Genomic DNA, 23,990 nt, shown 5'->3' on the forward strand with positions numbered 1-23,990 from the left:
TCCTCACCCCCCCCCCCTCCCCCGCCCCGGCCGCCGCGGCGGGGGGGGTGCCTGGCCCCCCCCCCCCGCCGCCCCCCGGCCCCCCCCACTACAGATGGAGCTTTGCGCTGCTACTCTTGGACCGGACATTCCGGTAACAGGCAGCAACATGGATCGACGTCGTTTCATCGGTGGTACGGCGCTGGCGGCAGCGGTGCCGTTGCTTGGCATGCAGGGCGCGATGGCCGCCACCCGCGGGCAGTTGCTGGCGGCCGGGCTCAACAAGGGCGACACGGTGGGGCTGGTCAGCCCGTCCTCGGCCAGCAGCGAGCGGCTGAGCCTGCAGCTGGCGCGCGAGGCGATGGAAGCGCTGGGCTTGGTGGTCAAGACCGGCGTGCATTACGCCGCGCGTCATGGCCACCTTGCCGGCACCGATGCCGAGCGCGCGGGCGATCTCAATGCCATGTTCGGCGACAAGCAGGTCAAGGCCATCATCTGCGTGCGCGGCGGCTCCGGTGCCGCGCGTCTGTTGCCGCTGCTCGACTACGATCGCATCCGCGCCAATCCCAAGGTGCTGCTCGGCTACTCGGACATTACCGCGCTGCATTGCGCGATCCAGGCCAAGACGGGGCTGGTCACCTTCCACGGACAGATTGGCGCAGGCAGCTGGAACCGCTTCAACGTCGATCAGTTCGAGCGCGTGTTCTTCAGGCGCGAGCTGATGCAGTACCAGAACCGTAGCGAAAGCGACGATGAGCTGGTGCCGCGCGACAACCGCACGCTGACCATCCGTGGCGGCAAGGCGCAAGGTGAGTTGATCGGTGGCAATCTCACCGTGCTCACCGCACTCGCTGGCTCGCCCTATCTGCCGGATTTCGCTGGCAAGATTCTGTTCCTGGAAGACGTGGCCGAAGCGCCTTACCGCATCGATCGCATGTTCAGTACCTTGAAGCTGATGGGGGCGCTGGACAAGATTGCCGGCTTCATCTTCGGCGAGTGTACCGATTGCTCGCCGGGCGACGGCTATGGCTCGCTGACCCTGGACCAGATCTTCGACGACTACATCCTGCCGCTGAAGATCCCTGCGTATCGCGGCGCGATGATCGGCCACATCAAGGAGCAGTTCATCGTACCGGTCGGAGGCAGCGTCGAGATGGATGCCGACGCTGGAACCTTCCGGCTGCTGGCGCCGGTGCTGACCGGCGCGTGAGGCGCGCGACGACGTGGCGGCCAGCCGTCACGTCGTTACTGTGCGGGGCTTATTCTTCTTCGTCGCCTTGCGCGTCTTCGTCCTGATCTACATCCTCGGGCGACAACCACCAGGCATGACCGTCCTCGCGCACCGGCTGCGGACACTCGCGGGTTTCGATGGCGTCCAGATGACGACCGGCATTGCCGGCGGCCCAGTCTTTGAGCAGTTTCTCGACCGACAGCCTGCTTTGCGCGGCAATGCCGAGATTGCGTTCGGGCTGCCATTGCGCTTCGCCGTCTTCCTTGGGTTCCTGGGCATGGCTATGCGGCGCACCGTAGCTGCAACGCAGGCAGTAATGGCGGATGCTGCGGGTCCAGTCTTCGGCGTAGCCGATGCCTGGTGTGCTTGCGCGTAGCAGCGCGTCGATGTCCTCGACGCTGTCCGCGCGCACGAACACCACGAAGGTCTGGAAGTCGGACGGCAGCAGGCGCTCCAACTCGTTGAACACATGCACCTCGCGCTCGCCATCGAAGCGTGAGCCGGTGGGTGCCCCGTCGTGTAGCACGATGTCGCCAAAGCGGTGACCGCTTTCCGGTAGTGGCACGTTGAGAATGCTGGCCCGTACTGGGTCGATGCGGCGCATGAACACCGTTTCGCCACCGCTCCATGGATTCAGTCGCACAACAGCGACGCCGAAATTGGCATCGATCGGGCCGTCACCTTCGGGCAAGGTGATGTCACAGGCAGCCCATAGTTTGCGCACTGTCGCCCACTGGCCAAGACCGGTTGCGGCGATGGCAGCGTTCCAATGCTGGGCCTGGCTGAATTCCTCCGCCAGCGCGATGGCCTGCAGATTGTCGCGCAACGAACCCGCCCATTCCATCTGGTACTTCAGCGCCAGGCCGCGCATGTAGTGATAGAACGGGTTGTCCGGGTGGTGCTGCAGCAACAGATCAAAGTTCTGTGTGGCGGCTTTCAATTCGCCTTCATCGACGGCGAGATAAGCGCGGTTATGGATGGCTTCGAGGTCTGGCTGTTCGGCGGTCATTGCGGGTAGCGATGTCTGGGTGCATGGATGATCGCATGTGGGCTCCGGGGAAGGCATGTGAAACACAGGTAAGCGGCGGCGCATCCATGTTTTAACGGCTGGATAACGGAATTGTTGCCAGCATTGCCATCAACGCGCGGTCGTCGGCCCGAAGGGGGCGTATCGTGCGCAGCTTGTTCTCATCCATGGTTTGCTGGAGCAATGCAATGAACGTTGAAGGCATGAAGTACGCGGCATTGGTGGCGGCAATGGCGCTGGCCCTGGCAGGGTGCGGGAAGCCGACGACGCCCGATGGTGCAGCTACAGCGGCGCCTCCAGCAGCGACGCCGGCAACGGACGACCTGCCGGAAGCCACCCAGCAGCCGCTGCAGATGGACGTGTTCAATCCCGGCGCGGATGCCATCTTCGCTGTGTCCTCGGAACTGCTGACCGGCGCCAGCGATGCGGTGCTGGTCGATGCGCAGTTCTCAACTGCAGATGCGGCCAAACTGGTCGATCTGGTCAAGGCCTCCGGCAAGAAGCTGACCACGATCTACATCAGCCACGGTGATCCGGATTACTACTTCGGTCTGGAGACCCTGCACGCCGCGTTCCCTGACGCACAGATACTGGCCACGCCGCAGACCAGCGCGCATATCCAGGCCAGCAAGGACGAAAAGCTGAAGGTGTGGGGGCCGCAATTGGGTGCCAACGCGCCCAGGCAGCTGCTGGTGCCTGCGCCGCTGCAGGGCGATAGCCTGCAACTGGAAGGGCAGGAGCTGAAGGTGATCGGGCTGGACGGAGCCAGCCCGCAGCGCACCGCATTGTGGGTGCCATCGATCAGGACGGTGATGGGTGGGGTGCTGGTGGACGCCGGCTCGCATGTGTTCATGGCCGATACGCAGACACCGCAATCGCATCAGGACTGGCTGGCCGCGTTGCAGCAGATCAGGGATCTGGCCCCAGCGCGGGTGATTCCCGGCCACTTCGTGCAGGGCGCACCGCAGGACCTGGCGGCGGTTGATTTCACCGCCAGTTACATCCGCGCCTTCGATGAAGAAGCGGCCAAGGCCAAGGATTCGGCGGCGCTGATTGCGGCGATGAAGCGGCGCTATCCTGATCTGGAAGGCGAGGCCTCACTGGAACTCAGTGCCAAGGTTGCCAAGGGCGAGATGGCCTGGAAGTAACGCCGAAGCCGTTCGCTGACCCCACGATTGCTGACTGTGTTCCTTCAAGACCAGAAGGAATACTGAGCCTGATCGTTTCGATGGGCTTGGCAGAGCGCGGCGCGCCTGCGAGGGTCGACAAGCGCTGCCGACAACCGCAATGGCTCAGGTGCCCCCAAGCCGCTTCTGGGCTTTGGCGGCATACATCGCGGCATCGGCATGGCGCAGCAGCGCATCGGCATCGTTGCCATCGGCAGGGAAGCAGGCCACGCCGACGCTGGCGTCGATCTGCGGTGTATCGCTGCCCAGGCTCTGCAACAGGGACAGCCGTGCGCGCAGCGCCGAGGCAATATTGAGCGCATGGTCGGGGCTGGCACAGGCAGGCAGCACGGCGACGAACTCATCGCCGCCAACGCGGGCGATCAAGTCGTTCTGGCGCAGACCGTCGCGCAGTTGGCGGGCGGCGTCACGCAGCAGGCGATCACCGGCTTCATGCCCGTAGCGGTCGTTGGCGGCCTTGAAGCCGTCCAGGTCGATGTACAGCAGGGCCAGACCCTCGCCACTGCGCGTCGCACGCTCAAGTGCGGCTTCCAGCTCGCGGTGCAGATGGTAGCGGTTGGGCAGGCCGGTAAGCGCGTCGTGGCTGGCCAGGTGTTCGAGTTGGCGTTCGATGCCGCGCAGCGCCGTCACTTCGTGGCCGACGCCGATGCGGATGCCGTACTCCGGTAGCCATTTGGCTGACCATTGGATGTCGACCACGCTGCCATCCTTGCGGATGTAGCGGTTACGGAAGTTCGAACGCGGTCGGCCTGCCATCACATCCAGTGCCGACTGCTCGGTGGCGGCGCGGTCTTCCGGGTGCACCAGATCCATGATCTGGCGGCCTACGGCCTCGGCAGGCGTGTAGCCGAAGATGGTCTCGAACGCGGCATTGACCATCAGCAGTTCGCCATCCGGGGCAACCATGCAGACCGCATCGGGGAGCAGGTCAAGGACTTCACCAAGTAGCGGCAACTTGAAGGGCATAGGTAAATACGGCAACTGCGAGGGCTGGGATTATGCCGTCTCCAGATTACAGCGTATGTCGGGGCGCGTCCCACGCAGGTGCTGCCCGAGGGCGAAAAGCAGGCGCAGGCAAGTGCGGGTGCAGTGCGGTATGCGATCTCGGTCAGGACGAGGATCGGCGAGTACTGGAGGATGCTCGGATCCAATGGCCGGGTTCGGGAGGCGCTGCCGCTATTGCCAATTGTGGTCGGCCGAGGCTTGCCGCATGCTCGCCGCATGGACCTGAACAGTTTTCTGCAATCCGCGCTTTCACTGGACGGCATGGTCGGCCACGCCAGCTATCTGCTGCTGATCCTGTCGATGCTGATGACACGGATGATGTTGCTGCGCGCCCTTGCGGTGGCGTCCGGGCTGCTCAGCATCAGCTATTCGGTGATGATCGCCGATTACGTCAGTGCCACCTGGGAGATCATCTTCGTGGCGGTCAACGTGGGCCAGCTGTCCTTGCAGGCCTACCGCAATCGCATCACCCATTTCTCCGCCGAAGAGCGTCGCTTCCGCGAGGCGGTACTGCCGTTGGTGGAACCGGCGCAGGCACGGCGGGTACTGGATCTGGGGCAGTGGCGTGAGGCCGGGGTGGGCGAGGTGCTGATCCGCCATGGCGAACAGGCCAGCCACATGTTGTTCATCGCCAGCGGTGAGCTGGCGGTGACGGTGAACGAGGCCGTGGTCGGCTGGTGCGGAGCTGGCGCACTGTCCGGGGAGATCAGCGTGCTGACCGACATGCCGGCGACCGCGACCGTGATCACTGCCAAGCCGACCCGTTACCTGGCACTGGAACGGCATGCGCTACGTCAATTGATGGCCCGCGAGCCCGAGATCGAACATGCCATTGATCAGTGCTTCCGCAAGGACATGCGATTGAAGCTGGCCGCAGCCAACCAGGCCATGGCCGAGGCGGGTATCCGCGTCGAGGTGGTGCAGACCAGCCTGCAATAGACAACACCTTTGGCAGCCGGCTGCGGAGGCTGGAGTTTGTGAAATATCAATAATTTCCGTGACTTGACTGATGTTTCAGCGGCCTTTTTTGGTTCAGGATGAATCCTGAAGCGCCGGTTTTGCTACCCTGTGCTTCTTTGGTTTTTGGGGTCGCTCCCCACGGTTACTCCATGGTGTGGTTGCGTGTAGCTCTGATTCTCCCGTTGATCGCGATCAATACGCTGGCCCATTGCCTGCCGCTTTTCGTGGTGGCGCTGTTCAAGGCGTTGCTGCCGCTGAAATCGGTGCGGCGGGCCTGCAATCCGCTGTTGACCGGGTTGGCGGAAAGCTGGATCGCAGTCAACAGCGCAATGATCCGTGCGTTCACCGCAACCCGTTTCACCGTCAGTGGCACCGAGGGCCTGGACCGCGACGGGCACTATCTGGTGCTGGCAAACCACCAGAGCTGGGTGGATATCCTGGTGCTGCAGAAGGTATTCAATCGGCGCATCCCGCTGCTGCGTTTCTTCCTGAAGCGTTCGCTGTTCTGGGTGCCGGTGCTGGGCCTGGCCTGGTGGGCGTTGGATTTCCCGTTCATGGGCCGCTACAACCGCAAGCAGATCGCCAAGAATCCCGAGCTGGGGCGGCGCGACATGGAAGTGACGCGCAAGGCCTGCGAGAAGTTCGCCAGTATTCCGGTGTCGGTGATGAACTTCGTTGAAGGCACCCGTTTCACTGCTGCCAAACATGCATCGCAGGCGTCGCCGTTCAAGCACCTGCTCAAGCCCAAGTCAGGTGGTGTTGCCTTCGTGCTGGATGCGATGGGCAAGGGCCTGCATGCCTTGCTGGACGTGACCATTGTCTATCCGAAGGGCATTCCTTCGATGATGGACCTGATGGCCAACCGCCTGCCGGAGGTGAAGGTGCTGGTGCGCAAGCTGCCGATCCCCGCCGAGTTCATCGGCCGCAACTACCAGGAAGACCGCAACTTCCGCGCGCAGTTCCAGCAATGGATGAATGGCCTGTGGCAGCAGAAGGATGAGGACATCGCCCGTCTGCTTGAGAACAACGCCTGATCCATTCCGGTCAGTCGTGCATGAACGCTCGGATTTGTTTGTGGGAGCGGCGCCAGCCGCGAAGCTGACATCGCCGAAATGCCCGGCATTCAGCCACCCGGTGCTGTGGGAGCTTCGGGGCTTCCGCCGCTCCCACAACCCACGTTGGTGCCTGAAGCTTGTGCAAGTTAGGTGTAAAGTGCGCGCCAATATCCGTATTGAAGAGACCTGCGCATGAGCATTGATGCCGCTTTCTATCCCATTGGAACCCCCGGTCAGGCATGGGGTGAGCCGGAGCGTGCGCAGTGGCTGGAACAGCAGCAGGTGCAGCGCAGCTATGCAGACGAAGTGGTGCGTAGAATCGATGCGCTGCGCGAGCGCTTCGATGTCTCCCAATACGGTGAACTGAACTACCCATCGGGTCGCTATCCACTGTTCGCCATCCGCAGCCGTCAGTGGGACGAGACCTTGCCGGTAATGCTGGTTACCGGTGGTGTGCACGGCTATGAGACCAGCGGTGTGCAGGGCGCCCTGCAATTCGTCGATCAGCGCGCCGCCAGCTACGCTGGCCGCTGCAATCTGCTGGTCGCGCCCTGTGTCAGCCCGTGGGGTTATGAGCGTATCCAGCGTTGGAATGCATTGGCGCTGGATCCGAACCGCTCTTTCGTGGACAACAGCCCAGCGCAGGAATCTGCCGCGCTGATGGCCCTGGTTGCGCCCTTGCGTGGGTACGTACTGATGCATATCGATCTGCACGAAACCACCGACACCGATGAAACCGAATTCCGCCCTGCGCTGGCCGCACGTGACGGCAAGCCGTTCGAGCCGGGCGAGATTCCCGATGGATTCTATCTGGTGGACGACACCGAGAACCGCCAGCCGCAGTTCCAGCAGGCGGTGAATGCGGAAGTCGCCAAGGTGACCCATCTGGCACCGGCCGACGAGCACGGCGAGATCATTGGTTCGACGGTGGTGGCTGAAGGCGTCATCGAGTATCCGCTGAAGGCGCTGGGCCTGTGCGCCAGCGTCAGCGGTGCGCGTTACACGACCACCACCGAAGTCTATCCGGACAGCGCCAAGGCGACGCCGCAGCAGTGCAACGACGCGCAGGTGGCGGCAGTGATCGGTGCCTTGGACTACGCGTTGGCGCATGGTTGATAGTTCGCGTTCGCAGGTTTGAGCGAAGCCCATCCGCCACAATCGGGTGGGCTTTTCATTTGCAGCAGCGCCACCGACCAAAGCAAACAATCCAGAACAACCGTAGCCGGGGCAATACGCAGCGCAGCAGCCCCAACAAGCGGCCCGCTTTGTCTCCTGTTGAAGCCGGTACACCTCCGCACCTTCATCGATCGCGGTAATTCACGCCGTCCAGCCGCCGCTTATGGAACATGGCGGACATGAAGACCTCGTCTCTGCTGTTCGCATTGCTTGCGCTGGCCAGTGGCCAGGCCAAGGCTGAAGACGCGCCGGAGTTCGACCGGCCCGGCATCGGCTTCTCCACCAGTACGGTCGGCACCGGCGGGTTTGTCTGGGAGCAGGGACTGCCCGATGCCAGCCGTGATCGCGGCGATGGGATCACCACGACTACATGGACCACCGACACGCTGTTGCGCTTTGGCATCGCCAATACGCTGGAGCTGCAACTCGGTGCGGACAGCTGGAGCGGTCTGCGCGTGCGCGGCGCAGGAGTCCGGGCAAAGGAAAGCGGCGGTGGCGATGGCAGCGTGGCCCTCAAATGGGCGCCTGCCATGGCCGGAGAACAACTGTCGCTGGCAGTGAAAGCCGCTGCGAGCCTGCCATGGGGCAGGGCACCATTGGGCAACGGCGGGCACGCTTACGACCTGGGCATGACCGTGGCATGGGCACTACCGCGCGATAGTAGCCTGGCGTTCTACGTCGCCCGGCAATGGGGCGATGACGGCAGCGGCTGGATGTTTTCGCCCAGCTACGGATTCACCCTGCGGCCGCAGCTGTCCGCTTACGTTGAATTCGGTTATGGCACCGGCGCGCAGTACATGCGTGCGGCCGGTGCCGGTGCGACCTGGATGGCGACGCCGCGCCTGCAACTGGATGCGTCCTTGCTGCGCGGCCTGGATGCCGACACCACTGATTGGCAGGGTGGTTTCGGACTGTCGCTTTACTTCAATTGATGTCGCGGTTCACCGACTGGCGGTTCAGCGATTGACCGCTGGCCCATACACACCGCTGTAACCGGCCGCGCAATTGCTGGTGCAATCGCTGGTCAGCATGTTGCGTACGATCAGGCCGGCATTGTTCTTCGAACGGAAATGGCCAACGCCGCTGCTGGTGTCGCCGCCGCCGAAGTTGTACGGGCTGCCGTCGCTCCAATCCCAGTCGAAGCTGTAGGCGCTGCTGCCGGCACCGATATCCACCTGTGCGTAGACATTGGTGGCAGTGCTGAACAGTGCACCGTCGGCGCAGCCGGCGCTGTAGCTGGTGGTGAAGCAATGCACCTGGTCACGCGCGCCGGCGGTGATGGTGTAGAAGCGGATGCCGGTATAGCTGGCCGGGAAGCTGCGCAGGCTGCCGCTGCCACTGCCGGTCCAGCGGTTGTAACCGTAGTAGGTCACGCCGGTGCTCGGGTACAGGCCGAAGGTGTAGTAGTTGTACGGGAAGACATAGGCCTCGGCATTGCAGGTGGGCGCCAGCGCCGACTGGTAGCCGGTGCTGCGGCAGGTCTGCAGACCACGCAGGCCGCCGGCGATGTTGATGAAGCGGCGCACGCTGGTCTGGTTGGCGTTGTACTTGATCGATGCCAGGGCCATGGTTGCACCCAGCGAGTGGGTGACGATGTCGACCTGGCTCTTGCCGGTATAGGCCTTGACCTTGTCGATGAAGGTCTTCAGCAGCTGGTAGGTGGCTGGCGAGTGATAGTTGTTCTGCGGCGCGGCGCGCTCGCTGGCGCTGAGGTAGGTGACGCCGAACAGCTCGCAGTCGTTGTAGCCGGCGGCCTTGAGCTCGGCGTAGATCGAGCGTGTTGGCGTGGTGTAGCCGCTGACTGCGGCGGGCGGCATGTCGAAGCTGATTGCGCTGTCACCATTGCCATGGATGAACACCACCGGCGTCTTGCTCGCCGTGCAGCTGCCGCCACCAAAGCCGCCCTGGCCGACGCCGGGATTGAAGCCGCCTGCATATTGGCTGGCCGTGCCGGTGCAGGTGTAGCCATTGTTGCTGCCGCAGTCCAGGGCCTTGGCGCTGGTCGGCAGCAGCATCAGCATGGCACCGGCCAGTGGCGCGGCAAACGCGCCGAGCAGCCACGAGGAAATAACGGGGACAGATCGCGCGTTCGACATCTGGCAGCTCCGGTGGGTGTGCGTTGTGATCAACCCAGCATCCGCCGCTGCCGCCAGCGCTGGCAGTGTCCTTTAGGGAAACTTGCAGTGCAGCACGGATGCAGGGGTTACTTGCGTTTGCGCACCAGCATGGCCGAGGCCTGCAGGATGGCGCGGGTCAGCAAGGCCATGGTCTTGACCTCACCCTTCCAGTGCTGCCAGTACAGCGGCACGTCTTCCCAGGCGCGCGCCTTGACGTAGACCAGCCGCCCGCTTTCCAGGTGCCTGCGTACCAGCGGCAGTGGGTTCATGGTCCAGCCGAGCCCGCCGAGGTTGGCATGGACGAAGGCGCGGGTGGAGGGAATCCACCAGGTCGGCGCGTTGTGCGGCTGTTCGACCCCGGCCAGGCGCTGCGCATAACGGGCCTGCATATCGTCCTTGCGGTTGAACACCAGCACCGGCGCCTGCGCCAATGCCTGTGCGGTCACCCCCTTGGCGAAATGGCGCGCATGGAATTCCGGGGTACAGGTAGCCGCATAGCGGATGCTGCCCAGCGCGTGGATCTGGCAGCCCTGCACCGGTTCGGACAAGGTGGTGACCGCGCCCATCACCGCGCCCTGGCGCAGCAGGGCGACGGTGTGGTCCTGGTCTTCGGTATGCAGGTCCAGGGTGGTCGAGGTGCTCTGCGAGAAGGTCTGCACCGCGTCCGGGAACCAGGTTTCCATGCTGTCGTGGTTGACCGCCACCGGAATGCTGGCCCGTGGCAGCTCGGCATCGCTGAGGCCAATGCGCTCGAAGGCATCGCGTTCCAGCAGGGCGGTCTGCTCGGCCAGCTGCACCAGTACCTGGCCCTCCGGCGTCGCCTCGGTGGGGATGGTGCGCTTGATCAACAGTTTGCCGACTCTGTCCTCAAGCGCCTTGATCCGCTGCGAGACCGCCGAGGCGGTGACGTTCAGTGACAGCGCCGCGCGCTCGAAGCTGCCTTCGCGGATGACGGCGGCCAAGGCCCGCAGCTGGGCATGATCGATGCGCATATTAAGTTCTGCTAATGATGGTTAACGAAGTTTAGCTCTACTTTTCCTTGCTGCATTGCGACAATTGCCGCGTCCGGACGTGCCGGTGGGTTCTCCCGCAGCGTCCATCCCCCAGGTAGAAGAGTTTTTCCCCATGTTTTCGGTTATTTCCGCCCAAGCTGCAGGCAGTGCCTGGTTCAGTGGTGCCGGTATCGGTATCGGTCTGTTCGCCATCGTTGGCGCGCAGAGTGCGTTCATCCTGCGCCAAGGGATCATGCGCCAGCACGTGATTCCGATCATCGCCACGTGTTTTGCGATCGATGCGGTGTTCATCCTCGCCAGCGTCGCCGGCCTGCGCCAGTTGACCGCGCAGCTGCCGTGGCTGACCACCGTGCTGCTGTGGGGCGGCGTAGCCTTCCTGACCTGGTATGCGCTGCAGTCGGCGCGTCGTGCGGTGTCGGGCGGCGGTGGCATGAAGCTGGACGACAACGGCGAGCAGTCGCTGCGCACGGCGCTGATGGCGGCGGCCGGTTTCTCCATCATCAACCCGCATTTCTGGCTGGACATGATGGTCATTGGTTCCATCGCCGATAACTTCGGCGAGTCGCGCATGGCCTTTGCGGCCGGTGTGGTCACCGCCAGCGGCGTGTGGCTGACGGTGCAGGGGCTGGGCGCGCGGATGTTGGCGCCGTTGTTCACCAAGCCGTCCACCTGGCGGATTCTGGATGGCACCATCGCGGTGATCCTGAGCGTGCTCGCCTTGACCCTGGCAATCCGCGGCGTCAATTGAGGCGGCCTTCGTCAGGGCCGGCCGGGCGTGCCCGGGTCCTGATGATGCGTCGGCGTAGCCCCGGGTAAGCGCAGCGCACCCGGGAGCAGGTAATTGCCTGCGTCTCTGATTGTGTCCACCGACAGCCCCGCGTGCGCTGTGCTTACCCAGGCTGCGAATTGGCCGACTTAGCGTGTTGTAGCGCTCATGGCCGCATGTTGCCGGGCCAGGCGTCCTTGTCCCAGCGGCTTGGCCAGTCGCGGATGAAGTCATCCACCTGCGCCAGCGGCATCGGCCTGCCGAATACGTAGCCCTGACCTTCGGCGCAGTGTTCTTCCTGCAGTTGGGCCAGCTGTGCCTGCGTTTCCACGCCCTCGATGGTGGAGGTGATGCCGAGTTTGGCGCACAGGTGCGAGACCGCGCCGATGATGGCGCTGCCTTGGTGCTGCTCGCCCAGGTCACGGATGAAGGACTTGTCGATCTTGACCTTGTCGAACGGGAACGCGCGCAGGTAGCCCAGCGAGGAATAGCCGGTGCCGAAGTCGTCCATCACGATGGACACGCCCGCCATCTTCAGCCGCATCAGCTGCGCGGAGGCGGCCTGGATATTGGCGATCAGCGCGTCCTCGGTGATCTCCAGCTCCAGCCGCGAGGCTGCCAATCCGCTTGCGGCCAGCGCATGCTCGACCGCGTCGGCCAGATTGGCCTGGGCCAGCTGCGATACCGAAAGATTCACCGCGACCTTCATCGGCTGCGGCCACTGGCTGGCATCGCGCAAGGCTTGCCGCAGTACCCAGTCGCCAAGCGCGACCATCATCCCGATGTCTTCGGCCAAGACGAGGAACTCGCTGGGCTCGAGCAGGCCGCGCTGCGGATGGTTCCAGCGCAGCAGGGCTTCAAAACCACTGACCTGACGCTTGCGCAGATCCACCAGGGGCTGGTAGTGCAGCACGAACTGCTGCTGCAGCAAGGCGGAGCGCAGCTCGGTTTCCAATTGCCGGCGCCGCTGCATGCGGGTGTCCATCTCCGCTTCGAAGAAGCGGTAGCAGCCACGGCCCTCATCCTTGGCCCGGTACAGGGCGAGGTCGGCATTGCGCATCAGGGTATCGGCGCCCTTGGCCTGGTCGTCGATCAGGGCGATGCCGATGCTGGTGCTGATCGCGAACTGGTGGCCTTCCAGCTCGACGCTGCGGCCAAGCTCTTCGATCAGTCGCGCTGCCAACGCCGAGGCGGCCTCGGGCGCACGGCTCTCGGCTGCCATCAGTATCGCGAACTCGTCACCGCCCAGGCGTGCGACCAGGTCGTTGCCGCGCACGCAGGCCTGCACGCGTTGTGCGACCTCCTGCAATAGATGGTCGCCGGTAGGGTGGCCGAGGCTGTCGTTGACGTCCTTGAAGCGATCCAGGTCCAGCAGCAGCAAGGCGCTGTGGTGGCCGCGGCGGGCGGCGATCAAGGCCTGGTCCAGGCGCTCGAACAGCATGGTGCGATTGGGCAGTGAGGTCAGTGGGTCGTGCTGGGCCAGGTAGGCGATGCGCGCCTGCGCCTGGCGGCGTGCGTCGACATCCTCCAGTACGCCTGCCCAACTGCTCAGACTGTGCCCGATGCGCGCGCCACGTGCTCGCAGCCAGCGCCACTTGCCGTGCAGGTCGAGCACACGGAACTCGACGTCCAACGGGCCGGCGGCAGCGGCGGTGAAGCTGTTTTCCAAAGCGATCTCTATCTGCGGCAGGTCATCCTCGTTGACCCGTCGCAGCCATCCCTTGCCGAGGGCACGTTCATTGGATTGCCCGGTGAGTTCGCGCCAGCCGGTGGCCGATAGCACCTGCCCGTTGCGATCGGATTGCCACAACACCAGCGCGCCGGCCTCGGCCACCGCGCGGTAGCGCTGCTCGCTGGCTTTGAGGTCGCGGGCCAGGGCGCGGGCTTCATCGGCACTTTTCTTCAGGGCATCCACGGTGCCGCTGAGGCTGCGCTGCAGGCTGTGCACCTCGCGGATACGCGAGGGTTTGGGGTCCGGCAATTCCGCCATGTTGGCGACGATGCTGTGGCTGCGCTGGGCCAGGGCGCGAATCGGCAGCAGGATGCTGCGGGCGATGGCGTTGGCCCAGAGCAGGGCGATCAAGGCGGCAACGATGCCGCCGAAAATGATCCCGAGCAGTGGCTGCTGCCAGCGCGCCTGGAAGCTTTGCTGTGGCTCGCCAACCACCAGGGTCCATCCCGGTGCGGCCTGCAGCCGGTGGAAGGCGAAGATCACCGGAGTGCCTTCCTTGCTGCTGGCATCGATCAAGCCTTGCTCGCCGTTGCTGAGTTGCAGCGCCCGCCAGTCGGGCACGCGTTTGCCGATGTAGCGTTCCGGCGACAGCGTGCGCGCGGCGATGACACCATTGCTATCGACCACCGCTGCGAGCAGGTGTTGGTCCGTGCCATTGCCGATGATGCTGGCAATCAGACGGTTGGAAGGCTGCACCATGGTCAGCACGCGCGCGCCGTCTTGATCGTCGAAGGGCAGGGCGATCGCCACTTCCGGAGTCTTGGTGATGGCATTGGTGAACAGGTCCGAGACCTGCACCTTGCTTTCGCGACGCGCGTCGTACAGCAGCCCCGACGGTAGTGTCCTGGCATCTTCGCCATCGTCCTGGATCAGCCGGATATCCGGATTCTCGCGCGCCCACGCCTGCAGCTCGGGGGCGGTCTCCTGCAACTGCGGCGCCAGCAGCGACAGCAGGCGCAGCTGGTTGACGTTGTCCTCGATGCCTTGATCAACGCCGCGTGCAAGCGCGGTGGCCGTTTCCTGCAGGCGCTGTTCCGAGCTCTGTCGGTAGTCGCGGGCTGCATTCCAGACCGCGAAAGCGCCGATCACCAGCAGCGGCAACAGCGTGGCGAGGATCAAAAGGTGCAACCGGGAGTGCAGACCACGGGTGCGCGGCAACGGGTCCAGCGTTGCCGATGCGTTGTTTGCCAAGCGTGAGTCTCCGGTTTCCATTCCAGCTTAGCGCATTACACCGCTGTACCTGCAGGATTGCAGGCATGGTGCGGCCCTTTCATGGCACGAACTCCGTGTACCTGGGAGCGAGGTGACGCGCGAAGCGTCGCCTGCAACTGTCCGACCCCTGCCGTGCAGGGCAGGTGTAGGCGGCCCTGCAGATACGTGATTGCAGTCACGCTATCGCAGTTCGGTCAAGAGTGCACGCAGCCGGCCCCCCACAGCGGCCGCGCAGGCATGACGCCCTTCTCAGGCAGCTACGGTGATCAAGGCCGTTGTTGAGCGAACAGCCACTGCCACATCGCCGGGTTGCGGTAGGTGGGGTCCCAGGCGTTGTGGTGGACGCCGGGGTACTCGGTGTAGCGGAAGTTCGCGCCCATTCGCTGGCTGGCGGCGGCGATGGCGCGGTCATCGGTGGTGGGCACCAGCTCATCCAGCGCACCGTGGAAAATCCAGGTGGGTACATCGCGTAGTCGGCTGACCGTGCTCTGGTAGGGATCGTCCTCCGCCGCGACCTGGTCGACCACCAGCCCGGGACGTTCGGCACGCGGCGCGCGCACCGCACCGCAGATCGGTACCAGTGCGGCAAACTGCTCGGGACGGGTCAAGGCCAGCTCCCAGCTGCCGTAGCCGCCCATCGAGATGCCACTGAGATAGATGCGGCGCGGATCGGCAGCGAACTCGGCGCTGGCGGCATCCAGTACGGCAAGCGCCATGCGTGCATTGCGGCCGCGCCACTCTTCACCTTCCGGAACTTGTGGGAACACCACCAGTGCTGGGAATGTGTCGCGATTCTCGCCCAGCCATGGCCCCACGCCGGCCAGCAAGGGCTTGCGGCCATCGTCGCCGCGCTCGCCCGAACCATGCAGGAACAGCAGCAAGGGGCGTGCACCTGCGGCAGTTGCGGAAGTGGCTGGCACGAACACCTGGTAGCGGAATTCGCGGCCCTCGAAACTCAGCTGACGGTCAACAAACCGACCTTGCACCTGCGCGCTGGCGCCGGCAGTTGCGGTGGGCGAGGTGCTGCAGCCCTGCAGCAGGGCCAGCAGGCAAAGCGATATCAGGATACGAACCATCGTGCCGGACTCCGTTGCGAACGGCGCTAGCCTAGCGTGATTGGGCCTGTGCCAGAATGCCTGCGAATACGCCGCTGGGGCGGCGGAATTACTGGAGTGTTGCATGAGGAAGTTGCTGATCGTTGCGCTGACAGCCCTGCTGGCTGCCTGCAGCCAGGGCCTGAGCGGAACCTGGGGCGATGGCATGGGTATGCTGAGCTACACCTTCGCCTCCGATGGCAAGGTCACGGTGCAGACGCTGGGCAAGTCACAACAGAGCCACTACAGCCGTGACGGTGACAGGCTGACGGTGGATGCGCCTGACAGCAATGGCGAGGCCTTGGAGTTCACTGTCAACGAGGACGGTTCGCTACAGGGGCCGATGGGCGTGCGTCTGTACAAGCAGAAGAAGTAAGTCGACCCGGCTGCGCTGTATCGATGCCCGCGGCAGGGCTGTCCGAATCCTTGCGGATTCGGGCGTCGAGGTCAGCGAAACAGGCAAACAACGACAGCAATGTGTAGTGATTGAATGCAGCATCAATCCAGCTAGGACGCGTGCAGGAATCCCTCGATTTCGAGCGCGGCTTTCTTTACCTGCATGCTCAGCGACAGCTTCAGGTCCGGGGGCAGCACCGAGCGCGGAACCATCACGCTGATCGACGCCAGCACATTGCCTTCGGGATCCCTGAGCGGGTACGCAATCGATGACACACCGGGTTGGTAGTACGACTCGCTGATGGCATGGCCGCGGGCGCTGTCGCTGCCAAGTAGGTCGATCAGCTCCTGGGGCGTTTTCGGGCCTTGCTCTGAGGTGGAAGAAAAACTCGGCTCGGGGAACAACGTGTTTACTTCCTGCTGTGGCAGTGACATCAGCAGTACCCGACCGATCGCGGTGCAATGCGCCGGAAGACGGGTGCCGACGCCAACGCCCGAGCCGACTTCGCCGATCGCGCACGCCCGGGCGACGTAGACAATATCGCGCCCATCCAGTACGCATAGGTGTGCCGAGTAGCTGCTCGTATCGCGCAGGCGCTGTATCACCGGCTGCCCGATCTGCACGATGTCCATCGATGACAGATAGTCAAAGCCCAGGCGCAGCACGCTGATGCCAAGGCTATAGCCGCCGCTGGCTGTATTGCGGGTGAGGAAGCGCATCTGTTCCAGCGTCTGTACTGTGCGATACACCGAGGCTTTGGGCAGCCCAGTACGCTGGCAGACCTGGGTGAAGCTCAGCTCACCGCGGTTCTGTCCAAACAGCAACAGCATGTTCAGGCCCTTTTCCAGTGCCGGCACCATGTAGCGGGTCGGTTCTTTCAGCGTTGTTGCCTGGGGCGATAACATTTCCGCCATCCTTCTAGTTGAAAACAAAGCGGCCATTGACGGCACGGTGCTTTACCTGCCCGCCGACGAAATCAGAGAGATCGGACGGCAGGTAAAGCACCGTGCCGTCAGTGGCTGCCGGGATATGCACGCACGATAGGTTGCGAACGTTGTGGTAGAGCGCGTGACGGTCTGGTACGTACTCGGTGGCCTCGCAGCGGGTCGGGCAGGGCGCGATTGCATGGGCGCAGATACCGTCGGCACCGAGTTCGCGCGCCATGGAGCGTGTCGTTGCCAGTACTGGGCCTTTGCTTGCCACATTGACCAACAACAGCGCTGCGCCCCATGGGGCGGTATCGGAGACGAGCATCACGATCTTGCCGTTTGCGGATGCGCGCTGACCGGGCTCATGCGCTTGGCGGAACTTCTGGTTGCGCGCATCGGAGGCGAAATTGCACCAACCTCGATGCCGTGGTACCAGCAGACGATGCGGCGCCCGCCCTGGTTCCAGCCGGTCGCCAGGCGTGCACCACGGTGCGGGCAGCAGTCTTCCAGTGCATGCACGCGACCATGGTTGTAGGCGCCGATGTCGTTGAGTTGCTCGACGAGGTCGGCGACCTCGCTTGCGCCATTGCCTGGGGCCCGCTCCAAAGCTTGCGCGAGTCGCAGTTCGCGCTCTGTGGGGACACGTGTGCGGGTCTGCCAGACGATGCTGCGGTACTGGCCGGGCTGCTCGATGGCGCCGGCGCCGGGATCATTGCTCGGGAGTGGCTTCTGCCACTGATCGAGCTGCGGATTGAAATCCGGTCGTGTACTCATGCAACTTCCTCCACGGCTCTTTCGATCCTCGACAGATCGATCTGGATGTCCTCACCCTGCAGCCGTAACGGGTAGCTGCGCAGGTTGCGGCCGCCAGGTTCGCGCAGGCGGCGGCCTGTGCGGATGTCGAACACCGCTTCATGCAGTGGGCATACGACCGTGGCGTCCTCGACGAATCCTGGGCTGAGCAGGGCATGGGCATGTGGGCAGACATCCTCGAGGGCGTAGTGGTAGCCATCGACCATGAATATGCCGATTGCCTTGCCGGCGACCTTGGCCGCAATAGGGTATTCGTCGCGTACCTGCGACTGATTGAAAACCGGTTTCCATGTCATATTGTTCTGCCCGCTCATCGGTATTGAGGGTGAGGTTTTATATTTGAAACTAAATCTCATTACAGAAACTATGATTCAACATAGCAGCAGCTGGATTGGCTGCAATAAGGAAAGCGGCCGTCTCCATGTGCTGTTATTCACAGATTCGATATTTCGTTGGATCTATTTACTTTGCACTCGGAGGATCAGCGATATGCGTTCTGTTGGTCGAAGATGTCTGGTTTGACGGGTGAAACTAAATATTCATTCATGTGCCATGTTTCATGGGCTTTGGTCTACTTCTGCTACTGCATGTTGCTTGTCAGTGCTGGGCTTGGCAGGTGTCCAATAACGCCCGGGAGCGGAACGTGGTGATGCGAATCGAGGATTCTTGGAACTGTTGTTAAATCGCGGTCGGGGTGGCTTGTTAATGGTCATGGCTGCGGCCATGGTGATGTATGGAGAATTGAATGAGAAACAATTTGTTCAATCGAATATAGAATCGCTTATTGTCGGGTTGCTTTGGGATTTGTCTTAAAAGAACTTTGATTGATTAGAAAGTGGAGTGGGTTTGGCAGTGTTGTTTTATTCATTTTTGTAATCGCCAGTGTCGGCCGCCGTTAAAGGAAATCAACCGTAGGCCGATATACAAGGCAGTTCTCCGCGCGGACCGTTTCTGCTTCTCTCATGGTGATTATTTCGGCAGTGCTTGCAGCAGTTGTGGTCGGAGGCCTGGTCTGGCTCTGGCTGCGTGGCAATGACGAAGCGGCGCGGCCGCAGCGACGCACGTATGCAACTGTTGAAGGCGAGACCGGCATCGCCGTGCCCGCGCCGGGTCCGGAGGGTTGCACTGAAGATATGCGGCGGCGTTTTCTGCTTGCTGCGCTCGGTGTCGTTGAGGGGGGGGATGACGAGTTGCGGGTGCAGCGGGCGGTAGTGGACGATGTGGTTGCGGCGTTGAGCCGTACCGATCTGTCCTCGCGTTACACGCCTCGGCGGCCGAACCTGTTGCCGCAGCTCATTCAGAGTGTCAATGACAGCACAGCCTCGTCGCGTTCAATCGCGCGCATCATTGGCAGTGACGCGGTACTGGCGGCTACGCTGCTGCGCATCGCCAACAGTTCGCTCTACCGTCTGCAACAGCAGGATGTACAGAGCATCGAGCGGGCGGTGACCCTGATCGGCAACGATGGCATCCGCCAGATCATCTCCGCCGCACTGGTGCAGCCGGTGATGGAGTCGGCCACCGGCGTGGATGCCGAGTTCGCACGGCTGTTGTGGGAGCACACTCTGCGGGTGTCACTTGCCGCGGCCGATCACGCGCGCAGCGTCGAGCGCGAGGACGGTTTTGCAGCACAGTTGGCGGGCTTGCTGCTGGGGCTAAGTGCGGCGATGGCGATGCAGGCTGCCGCCGACGTGCTCGCCAGGCCACCGCTGCGTACACGCGAGCCCGGCACGCTGCTGGAAGTGCTGGCGCGCTGCAGTGCACCTACAGCGGTGCGGATTGCCGAGCATTGGAAGCTCTCCGCGCCCATCGTGCAGGCGCTCAAGCAGGTGGATGCAGATGCGGCCACTGGTTTGGCGCGCTCACTGCAGATAGGCCAGCTTGCGGCCAGTGCGGCGATGCTGCATGCGCAGGGCTTGATGACCGAGGCCGACGCCTGTGCCGCACTCGCTGGCGAGCTGCCCGAGCACGTGGCGATGTGGCTGTGGAAGCGGATGCATCAGGCTGACGGTGTGCAGGAGTGAGCCATCCATGCACGCTGGACGCGGGTCGGTGCTGTTCTCTTGTCGGGTTGAAAGCACTTGCCGCTATCCGGCGCGGAGTGCAGCGGTAACTCCAGCAGCGTAGCCAGGGTAAGCGCAACTCACCCGTTGCGAGGATCTGCCGATCTGTCACACCTTCAGCCCACGTCCCCGGGTGCGCAGCGCTTACCCGCGCTACGGTTCCTCAGGCTTCACGAATTTCGCGTGGTTTGAGGCTTCATTCACAGCTGCGATTCCAACGGCAGCCAGCTGATCACCCTGGTGCTGGCACGCTGCATCAGGCTGGTGTCCGGTTCGGTGCGCAGGCTGATTGGCGGGGTCTTGTTGCGGTCAAGCCAGCGCAGCTCGTGATCCTTGTTGAGGTAGGTCCAGTAGCTCAACTCTGGGCTGGAAAGGCGCAGGTATTCCTGTTGCAGCCGTGCAGCCAGCACCGGATCATCGAACAGTGCGCCCATTTCGGTATTGAGGTAGGCCGAGCGCGGGTCGAGGTTGAATGAGCCGACGAAGCCGCGTCGGTCGTCCACCACGAAGGCCTTGGTGTGCAGGCTTGCGCCACTGCTGCCGAAGGTGGATGCCTTCTCGACGTGGCCATGGGCCTTGAGCTCGTACAGCTGCACGCCCCCGGCCAGCAATGGCCGGCGGTAGTGCATATAGCCGCTATGCACGGCAGCCACGTCATTGGCGGCCAACGAATTGGTGATGATGCCGACCTGGACGCCGCTTTGCGCCTGCGCGATCAGCCCCTTGGTGCCGGCCGCGCCGGGGACGAAGTAGGGCGATATCAGCAAGGACTTGTGCTTTGCGCTGCCCAGTACCTCGACCAGGTGGCTCACCAGCCAGTCGCTGCTGTCGCCGCCAAGCGGCTTGCGTGGTGGATCGGAGCGGATGTGAACGCCGTCAGTCCAGTACAGGTCCAGCTGTTTGCCGAGGTAGGCATCGGTGAAGCGCGCGCGCACCCGTTCCAGATAGGGCGCGGCCTCCTGTTGGCGGGCATCCAGCTCGGCCTGGCTGATGAAGTTGGCCATCTGCTGGTCGGTGCTGTAATGCAGGGCTGCAATTGGCACTACCGCGTCGCTGTTCCAGAAGTCATCGAATACCGTGCTGGCCTCGTGGGTCACAGGGCCCGCGAGGAGCAGGTCCAGGTCGCGGAAGTTCACGTCCGGGCGCGCATCGAAGTATTCCGCGCCGATATTGCGGCCGCCGACGATGGCGACGCGACCATCGGCGATCCAGGCCTTGTTATGCATGCGGTGGTTGATGCTGAAAACCCGCTGCACCATCTCGACAAGGCGCCATAGGCCGTCGCGATTGCGGAACGGGTTGTACAGGCGGATCTCGATGTTGGGGTGGTTGTCCAACGCCAGCATCTGCGGGTCCAGCCCGGCGGCGTTCATGTCATCCAGCAACAGGCGCACGCGCACGCCGCGGTCGGCCGCCTGGTAGACGTCATGTGCAAGCAGGTGGCCGAGCATGTCGTCGTGCCACATGTAGTACTGCAGGTCCAGGCTGCGTCCGGCCTGACGGGTGATGATGGAGCGCGCCGCATAGGCTTCGAGCCCGTCAGACAGGTAAACCGCGCCGCTTTTGCCCGGATGTTCAGCCAGCAACGGCTGCAGTTGGCGGTCGATCAAGGTCTGTTGTGCCTGCAGTGGCAAGGCCTGTGAAGGCGCACCGACTGCCTTCGGGGTGAGGTGGTCGCCCAGCAGCAGGCCGCTGCCGATCAGCAACACCACCGCGCCGAGCAGGTAAGCCAACCAGCGCAGCAGACGTTTGGGACGATGCTTGGTTTCCATGCGCGCATCCTAGCGGGGTTCGCGTGTTGGCGGCAGTTTGTCCTGGTTCCGTGACGTTCCGGGGGTGCGGCCAACGCCCCCGGTGGGCGAGAATCGGGGTTTGCGTTTGCCGTGAGTGCTGTAATGACTGAACGTTCCACCTCTTCCCGGGCGCCCAGCCTGGTGCTGCAGATTGTCATCGGCCTGATCGCCGGTATCGTGTTGGCGCTGGTCTGGCCTACGGGCGCAACGGCCGCGGGGCTGCTGGGCACGGTGTTCATTACCGCGCTGAAAGCGGTGGCGCCGGTGTTGGTGCTGGTTCTGGTTACGGCGTCCATCGCCAACCACCAGCGCGGCCAGAAGACCCATATGCGGATGATCCTGGTGCTGTACATGATCGGCACGCTGGCGGCGGCGCTGGTGGGTGTGGCGGCAAGTTTTCTGTTTCCCAGCAAGTTGACGCTGAAGACCGCCGAGGCCGGCATGAGTGCGCCGGGAGGTATCGGTGAGGTGCTCAATACCTTGCTGATGCAGATCGTCGACAACCCGGTGCACGCACTGCTTGATGCAAATTACATCGGCTTGTTGGCATGGGCAGTGGGCCTTGGCCTGGCATTGCGTCACGCCAGCCAGACCACCCGCACGTTGGTCAGCGACCTGTCCGACGCCATCACCCGGCTGGTGCGGCTGGTGATCAAGCTCGCGCCGCTGGGTGTGTTCGGCATCGTTGCCTCGGTGTTGGCCGAGTCAGGCTTGGGCGCATTGAAGGACTACCTGCATCTGCTCGCAGTGCTGGTAGGTGCAATGTTGTTCATGGCTTTCGTTGGCAATCCGCTGATCGTCGCCGTGGTGACCCGCCGCAATCCGTATCCGTTGGTGTTGCGTTGCCTGCGCGACAGTGGCATCACCGCGTTCTTCACCCGTTCCTCGGCGGCCAATATCCCGGTCAACATGGAACTGTGCCGCAAGCTCGGCCTGCACGAGGACACCTACTCGGTGGCGGTGCCGCTGGGCGCGACCATCAATATGGCCGGTGCGGCAATCACCATTTCGGTACTGACGCTGGCCGCAGTGCATACCTTGGGCTTCCCGGTAGATCTGGGCACGGCGTTGCTGCTCAGCGTGGTTGCCGCGATCGGTGCCTGCGGTGCATCCGGCGTGCCGGGTGGCTCGTTGCTGCTGATCCCATTGGCTTGCGGCCTGTTCGGTATTTCCGATGATGTCGCCATGCAGGTGGTCGGAGTCGGCTTCATCGTCGGCGTGGTCCAGGATTCAGCGGAAACCGCATTGAACTCATCCACCGATGTGGTGTTTGTCGCCGCAGCCGAACAAGCACGCGGTCACGCCTGATGAGCACCGCCGCGCGCATCACACCAGCGGTACGCATCGGTATCTCGATAGCGATTGCGACGGGCCTGTATGGCATCTCGTTTGGTGCGCTGGCGGTTGCATCGGGTTTCAGCGTGGCGCAGACCGCTGCACTGAGCCTGCTGATGTTCACCGGTGGCTCGCAGTTCGCTTTCATCGGTGTGATTGGTGCTGGCGGTGCGGGTGCGGCGGCGTTTGGCGCGGCCACCTTGCTGGGCATCCGCAACGCGGTATACGGCGCGCAGATCAACCGCATGCTGCGCCCGCGTGGCTGGCTCAGGCCGTTGGCCGCGCAGGTCACCATCGATGAATCGGCTGCCACTGCAGCCAGTCAGACCGAACCGCTGGAGCAGCGGCGCGGCTTCTGGGTGGCGGGGCTGGGTGTTTACCTGTGCTGGAACCTGTTCACCCTGTTGGGTGCCTTGCTCGGTGATGCGTTGGGTGACCCGCGCCAGTGGGGCCTGGATGGTGCGGCGGTGGCGGCGTTTCTTGGTTTGCTGTGGCCGCGGCTACGTTCGCGCGAGCCCATTGCAATCGCCGTGGTCTGCGCCTTGGTGACAGTGCTGGCGCTGCCGTGGGTGCCAGCCGGCGTGCCGATTCTATTGGCTGCCGCGGTGGCTGCGGTCTGGGGCTGGTTTGGCAAGGGCCCGGCGGACGAAGGCCTGGAGCCTGATGTTGCGCCGAAGGTCCAGGAGTCGCTGCCATGAGTTTGTGGGCGTGGATCGTACTGGGTTGCGTAGCGGCGTGGGCAATCAAGTTTGCCGGTTACCTCGTGCCGGTGCGCTGGCTTGAATCGCCGCGCATGAACCGCGTTGCAGGTTGCCTGACCATCGGTCTGCTGGCTTCATTGACAGCAATGAACACGGTTTCGGCCGGGCAAGGGCTGGCCTTCGATGCGCGCATTGGCGCGTTGTTGGCTGCGGCGGTCGCCTTGATGCTGCGGCTGCCGTTTCTGCTGGTGGTGATTGCAGGTGCGGCGGCAGCGGCGCTGATTCGATTGCTATGAGCGCAGTTTGCGTTTGTGGGAGCGGCGTCAGCCGCCCCACAGGTTCGAACACGCGAGGACCGGAGGAGGGAACGCGCACACCAGCCCGACCAGAGTTTGTGTGGGGGGG

Annotated in this window: 23 protein-coding genes; 12 read left to right on the forward strand and 11 right to left on the reverse strand. The window is 63.4% G+C overall.

The features are described 5' to 3' along the window. The first annotated feature begins 148 nt into the window (after positions 1-148). Positions 149-1,189, forward strand: coding sequence for a S66 peptidase family protein (locus ACVOLV_RS17455; RefSeq protein ID WP_481555452.1), 1,041 nt, complete (start codon positions 149-151; stop codon positions 1,187-1,189). 49 nt (positions 1,190-1,238) lie between these two features. Here the strand turns inward: ACVOLV_RS17455 and ACVOLV_RS17460 are convergent, their stop codons facing one another. Further along, positions 1,239-2,219: a tetratricopeptide repeat protein gene (locus ACVOLV_RS17460; protein WP_481555453.1), complete on the reverse strand. Its 981-nt coding sequence runs from the start codon at positions 2,217-2,219 to the stop codon at positions 1,239-1,241. Positions 2,220-2,440: 221 nt separating this feature from the next. Between ACVOLV_RS17460 and ACVOLV_RS17465 the strand changes: the two genes are divergently transcribed. Continuing rightward, complete coding sequence (locus tag ACVOLV_RS17465; protein ID WP_481555472.1) at positions 2,441-3,385, forward strand: MBL fold metallo-hydrolase; 945 nt, start codon at positions 2,441-2,443, stop codon at positions 3,383-3,385. Positions 3,386-3,529: 144 nt separating this feature from the next. Here the strand turns inward: ACVOLV_RS17465 and ACVOLV_RS17470 are convergent, their stop codons facing one another. Then, positions 3,530-4,390, reverse strand: coding sequence for a diguanylate cyclase domain-containing protein (locus ACVOLV_RS17470; protein ID WP_481555454.1), 861 nt, complete (start codon positions 4,388-4,390; stop codon positions 3,530-3,532). A gap of 255 nt (positions 4,391-4,645) precedes the next feature. Here ACVOLV_RS17470 and ACVOLV_RS17475 point away from each other — a divergent pair, with 255 nt between their 5' ends. From ACVOLV_RS17475 to ACVOLV_RS17490, 4 genes are all read left to right on the forward strand, one after another. Then, positions 4,646-5,368 (forward strand): cyclic nucleotide-binding domain-containing protein, encoded by a 723-nt coding sequence (locus ACVOLV_RS17475; RefSeq protein WP_481555455.1) that lies wholly within the window; start codon positions 4,646-4,648, stop codon positions 5,366-5,368. A 170-nt stretch (positions 5,369-5,538) separates the two neighbouring features. Beyond that, positions 5,539-6,423, forward strand: a complete 885-nt coding sequence (locus tag ACVOLV_RS17480; RefSeq protein WP_481555456.1) for an acyltransferase — start codon at positions 5,539-5,541, stop codon at positions 6,421-6,423. 213 nt (positions 6,424-6,636) lie between these two features. Then, complete coding sequence (locus ACVOLV_RS17485; RefSeq protein ID WP_481555457.1) at positions 6,637-7,560, forward strand: M14 family metallopeptidase; 924 nt, start codon at positions 6,637-6,639, stop codon at positions 7,558-7,560. Between the two features lie 239 nt (positions 7,561-7,799). Then, a complete protein-coding gene (locus ACVOLV_RS17490; protein ID WP_481555458.1) occupies positions 7,800-8,552 on the forward strand; it encodes a transporter in 753 nt (250 codons plus the stop codon). Between the two features lie 24 nt (positions 8,553-8,576). On the opposite strand, the gene phaZ7 is transcribed toward ACVOLV_RS17490, so the two are convergent. Together phaZ7 and ACVOLV_RS17500 are read right to left on the reverse strand one after the other, a co-directional pair. Continuing rightward, positions 8,577-9,716 (reverse strand): extracellular native short-chain-length polyhydroxyalkanoate depolymerase PhaZ7, encoded by a 1,140-nt coding sequence (gene phaZ7, locus ACVOLV_RS17495; protein WP_481555459.1) that lies wholly within the window; start codon positions 9,714-9,716, stop codon positions 8,577-8,579. Between the two features lie 107 nt (positions 9,717-9,823). Beyond that, positions 9,824-10,729, reverse strand: coding sequence for a LysR family transcriptional regulator ArgP (locus tag ACVOLV_RS17500; protein ID WP_481555460.1), 906 nt, complete (start codon positions 10,727-10,729; stop codon positions 9,824-9,826). A gap of 133 nt (positions 10,730-10,862) precedes the next feature. Here ACVOLV_RS17500 and ACVOLV_RS17505 point away from each other — a divergent pair, with 133 nt between their 5' ends. Then, positions 10,863-11,498 (forward strand): LysE/ArgO family amino acid transporter, encoded by a 636-nt coding sequence (locus tag ACVOLV_RS17505; protein ID WP_303749422.1) that lies wholly within the window; start codon positions 10,863-10,865, stop codon positions 11,496-11,498. Between the two features lie 184 nt (positions 11,499-11,682). Here ACVOLV_RS17505 and ACVOLV_RS17510 read toward each other — a convergent pair whose 3' ends face one another. Both ACVOLV_RS17510 and ACVOLV_RS17515 read right to left on the reverse strand, forming a co-directional pair. Then, complete coding sequence (locus ACVOLV_RS17510; protein WP_481555461.1) at positions 11,683-14,439, reverse strand: bifunctional diguanylate cyclase/phosphodiesterase; 2,757 nt, start codon at positions 14,437-14,439, stop codon at positions 11,683-11,685. A 287-nt stretch (positions 14,440-14,726) separates the two neighbouring features. Next, the gene (locus ACVOLV_RS17515) at positions 14,727-15,536 is read right to left on the reverse strand and encodes a carboxylesterase family protein (protein ID WP_481555462.1); all 810 of its coding nucleotides are present in this window, start codon (positions 15,534-15,536) and stop codon (positions 14,727-14,729) included. 103 nt (positions 15,537-15,639) lie between these two features. Between ACVOLV_RS17515 and ACVOLV_RS17520 the strand changes: the two genes are divergently transcribed. Next, the gene (locus tag ACVOLV_RS17520; RefSeq protein ID WP_481555463.1) at positions 15,640-15,930 is read left to right on the forward strand and encodes a hypothetical protein; all 291 of its coding nucleotides are present in this window, start codon (positions 15,640-15,642) and stop codon (positions 15,928-15,930) included. A gap of 131 nt (positions 15,931-16,061) precedes the next feature. On the opposite strand, the gene ACVOLV_RS17525 is transcribed toward ACVOLV_RS17520, so the two are convergent. Genes ACVOLV_RS17525 through ACVOLV_RS17540 form a run of 4 tightly spaced genes read right to left on the reverse strand, consistent with a single transcriptional unit; the run spans position 16,062 to position 18,007 of the window. Continuing rightward, on the reverse strand, positions 16,062-16,856 hold the full coding sequence (locus ACVOLV_RS17525; protein WP_481555464.1) for an IclR family transcriptional regulator: 795 nt from the start codon (positions 16,854-16,856) through the stop codon (positions 16,062-16,064). Between the two features lie 13 nt (positions 16,857-16,869). Continuing rightward, a complete protein-coding gene (locus ACVOLV_RS17530; RefSeq protein ID WP_481555473.1) occupies positions 16,870-17,205 on the reverse strand; it encodes an SDR family oxidoreductase in 336 nt (111 codons plus the stop codon). After that, positions 17,205-17,654: a recombinase-like helix-turn-helix domain-containing protein gene (locus ACVOLV_RS17535; RefSeq protein ID WP_481555465.1), complete on the reverse strand. Its 450-nt coding sequence runs from the start codon at positions 17,652-17,654 to the stop codon at positions 17,205-17,207. Before ACVOLV_RS17535 ends, ACVOLV_RS17530 begins: the two co-directional genes overlap by 1 nt. Beyond that, the gene (locus ACVOLV_RS17540; protein WP_481555466.1) at positions 17,651-18,007 is read right to left on the reverse strand and encodes a Rieske (2Fe-2S) protein; all 357 of its coding nucleotides are present in this window, start codon (positions 18,005-18,007) and stop codon (positions 17,651-17,653) included. The genes ACVOLV_RS17535 and ACVOLV_RS17540 overlap by 4 nt, the downstream gene beginning before the upstream one ends. A 648-nt stretch (positions 18,008-18,655) precedes the next feature. Here ACVOLV_RS17540 and ACVOLV_RS17545 point away from each other — a divergent pair. After that, complete coding sequence (locus ACVOLV_RS17545; protein WP_481555467.1) at positions 18,656-19,717, forward strand: HDOD domain-containing protein; 1,062 nt, start codon at positions 18,656-18,658, stop codon at positions 19,715-19,717. Between the two features lie 239 nt (positions 19,718-19,956). Here ACVOLV_RS17545 and ACVOLV_RS17550 read toward each other — a convergent pair whose 3' ends face one another. Then, positions 19,957-21,528, reverse strand: coding sequence for a phospholipase D family protein (locus ACVOLV_RS17550; RefSeq protein ID WP_481555468.1), 1,572 nt, complete (start codon positions 21,526-21,528; stop codon positions 19,957-19,959). A 123-nt stretch (positions 21,529-21,651) separates the two neighbouring features. Between ACVOLV_RS17550 and sstT the strand changes: the two genes are divergently transcribed. Genes sstT through ACVOLV_RS17565 form a run of 3 tightly spaced genes read left to right on the forward strand, consistent with a single transcriptional unit; the run spans position 21,652 to position 23,881 of the window. Continuing rightward, the gene (gene sstT / locus ACVOLV_RS17555; RefSeq protein WP_481555469.1) at positions 21,652-22,857 is read left to right on the forward strand and encodes a serine/threonine transporter SstT; all 1,206 of its coding nucleotides are present in this window, start codon (positions 21,652-21,654) and stop codon (positions 22,855-22,857) included. After that, entirely contained in the window at positions 22,857-23,582 is a 726-nt protein-coding gene (locus tag ACVOLV_RS17560; protein ID WP_481555470.1) for an AzlC family ABC transporter permease, read from the forward strand. Before sstT ends, ACVOLV_RS17560 begins: the two co-directional genes overlap by 1 nt. Next, the gene (locus tag ACVOLV_RS17565) at positions 23,579-23,881 is read left to right on the forward strand and encodes an AzlD domain-containing protein (RefSeq protein ID WP_481555471.1); all 303 of its coding nucleotides are present in this window, start codon (positions 23,579-23,581) and stop codon (positions 23,879-23,881) included. The genes ACVOLV_RS17560 and ACVOLV_RS17565 overlap by 4 nt, the downstream gene beginning before the upstream one ends. Positions 23,882-23,990 lie beyond the last annotated feature (109 nt).

The sequence above is a fragment of the Stenotrophomonas sp. STEN023 genome, assembly GCF_056760135.1.

Excerpts from the sequence above, each read along its gene's own strand:
- ACVOLV_RS17455 (WP_481555452.1), top strand. The coding sequence starts at position 149 with ATGGATCGACGTCGTTTCATCGGTGGTACGGCGCTGGCGGCAGCGGTG.
- ACVOLV_RS17460 (WP_481555453.1), bottom strand. The coding sequence starts at position 2,219 with ATGACCGCCGAACAGCCAGACCTCGAAGCCATCCATAACCGCGCTTAT.
- ACVOLV_RS17465 (WP_481555472.1), top strand. The coding sequence starts at position 2,441 with ATGAAGTACGCGGCATTGGTGGCGGCAATGGCGCTGGCCCTGGCAGGG.
- ACVOLV_RS17470 (WP_481555454.1), bottom strand. The coding sequence starts at position 4,390 with ATGCCCTTCAAGTTGCCGCTACTTGGTGAAGTCCTTGACCTGCTCCCC.
- ACVOLV_RS17475 (WP_481555455.1), top strand. The coding sequence starts at position 4,646 with ATGGACCTGAACAGTTTTCTGCAATCCGCGCTTTCACTGGACGGCATG.
- ACVOLV_RS17480 (WP_481555456.1), top strand. The coding sequence starts at position 5,539 with ATGGTGTGGTTGCGTGTAGCTCTGATTCTCCCGTTGATCGCGATCAAT.
- ACVOLV_RS17485 (WP_481555457.1), top strand. The coding sequence starts at position 6,637 with ATGAGCATTGATGCCGCTTTCTATCCCATTGGAACCCCCGGTCAGGCA.
- ACVOLV_RS17490 (WP_481555458.1), top strand. The coding sequence starts at position 7,800 with ATGAAGACCTCGTCTCTGCTGTTCGCATTGCTTGCGCTGGCCAGTGGC.
- phaZ7 (WP_481555459.1), bottom strand. The coding sequence starts at position 9,716 with ATGTCGAACGCGCGATCTGTCCCCGTTATTTCCTCGTGGCTGCTCGGC.
- ACVOLV_RS17500 (WP_481555460.1), bottom strand. The coding sequence starts at position 10,729 with ATGCGCATCGATCATGCCCAGCTGCGGGCCTTGGCCGCCGTCATCCGC.
- ACVOLV_RS17505 (WP_303749422.1), top strand. The coding sequence starts at position 10,863 with ATGTTTTCGGTTATTTCCGCCCAAGCTGCAGGCAGTGCCTGGTTCAGT.
- ACVOLV_RS17515 (WP_481555462.1), bottom strand. The coding sequence starts at position 15,536 with ATGGTTCGTATCCTGATATCGCTTTGCCTGCTGGCCCTGCTGCAGGGC.
- ACVOLV_RS17520 (WP_481555463.1), top strand. The coding sequence starts at position 15,640 with ATGAGGAAGTTGCTGATCGTTGCGCTGACAGCCCTGCTGGCTGCCTGC.
- ACVOLV_RS17525 (WP_481555464.1), bottom strand. The coding sequence starts at position 16,856 with ATGTTATCGCCCCAGGCAACAACGCTGAAAGAACCGACCCGCTACATG.
- ACVOLV_RS17530 (WP_481555473.1), bottom strand. The coding sequence starts at position 17,205 with ATGCTCGTCTCCGATACCGCCCCATGGGGCGCAGCGCTGTTGTTGGTC.
- ACVOLV_RS17535 (WP_481555465.1), bottom strand. The coding sequence starts at position 17,654 with ATGAGTACACGACCGGATTTCAATCCGCAGCTCGATCAGTGGCAGAAG.
- ACVOLV_RS17540 (WP_481555466.1), bottom strand. The coding sequence starts at position 18,007 with ATGAGCGGGCAGAACAATATGACATGGAAACCGGTTTTCAATCAGTCG.
- ACVOLV_RS17545 (WP_481555467.1), top strand. The coding sequence starts at position 18,656 with ATGGTGATTATTTCGGCAGTGCTTGCAGCAGTTGTGGTCGGAGGCCTG.
- ACVOLV_RS17550 (WP_481555468.1), bottom strand. The coding sequence starts at position 21,528 with ATGGAAACCAAGCATCGTCCCAAACGTCTGCTGCGCTGGTTGGCTTAC.
- sstT (WP_481555469.1), top strand. The coding sequence starts at position 21,652 with ATGACTGAACGTTCCACCTCTTCCCGGGCGCCCAGCCTGGTGCTGCAG.
- ACVOLV_RS17560 (WP_481555470.1), top strand. The coding sequence starts at position 22,857 with ATGAGCACCGCCGCGCGCATCACACCAGCGGTACGCATCGGTATCTCG.
- ACVOLV_RS17565 (WP_481555471.1), top strand. The coding sequence starts at position 23,579 with ATGAGTTTGTGGGCGTGGATCGTACTGGGTTGCGTAGCGGCGTGGGCA.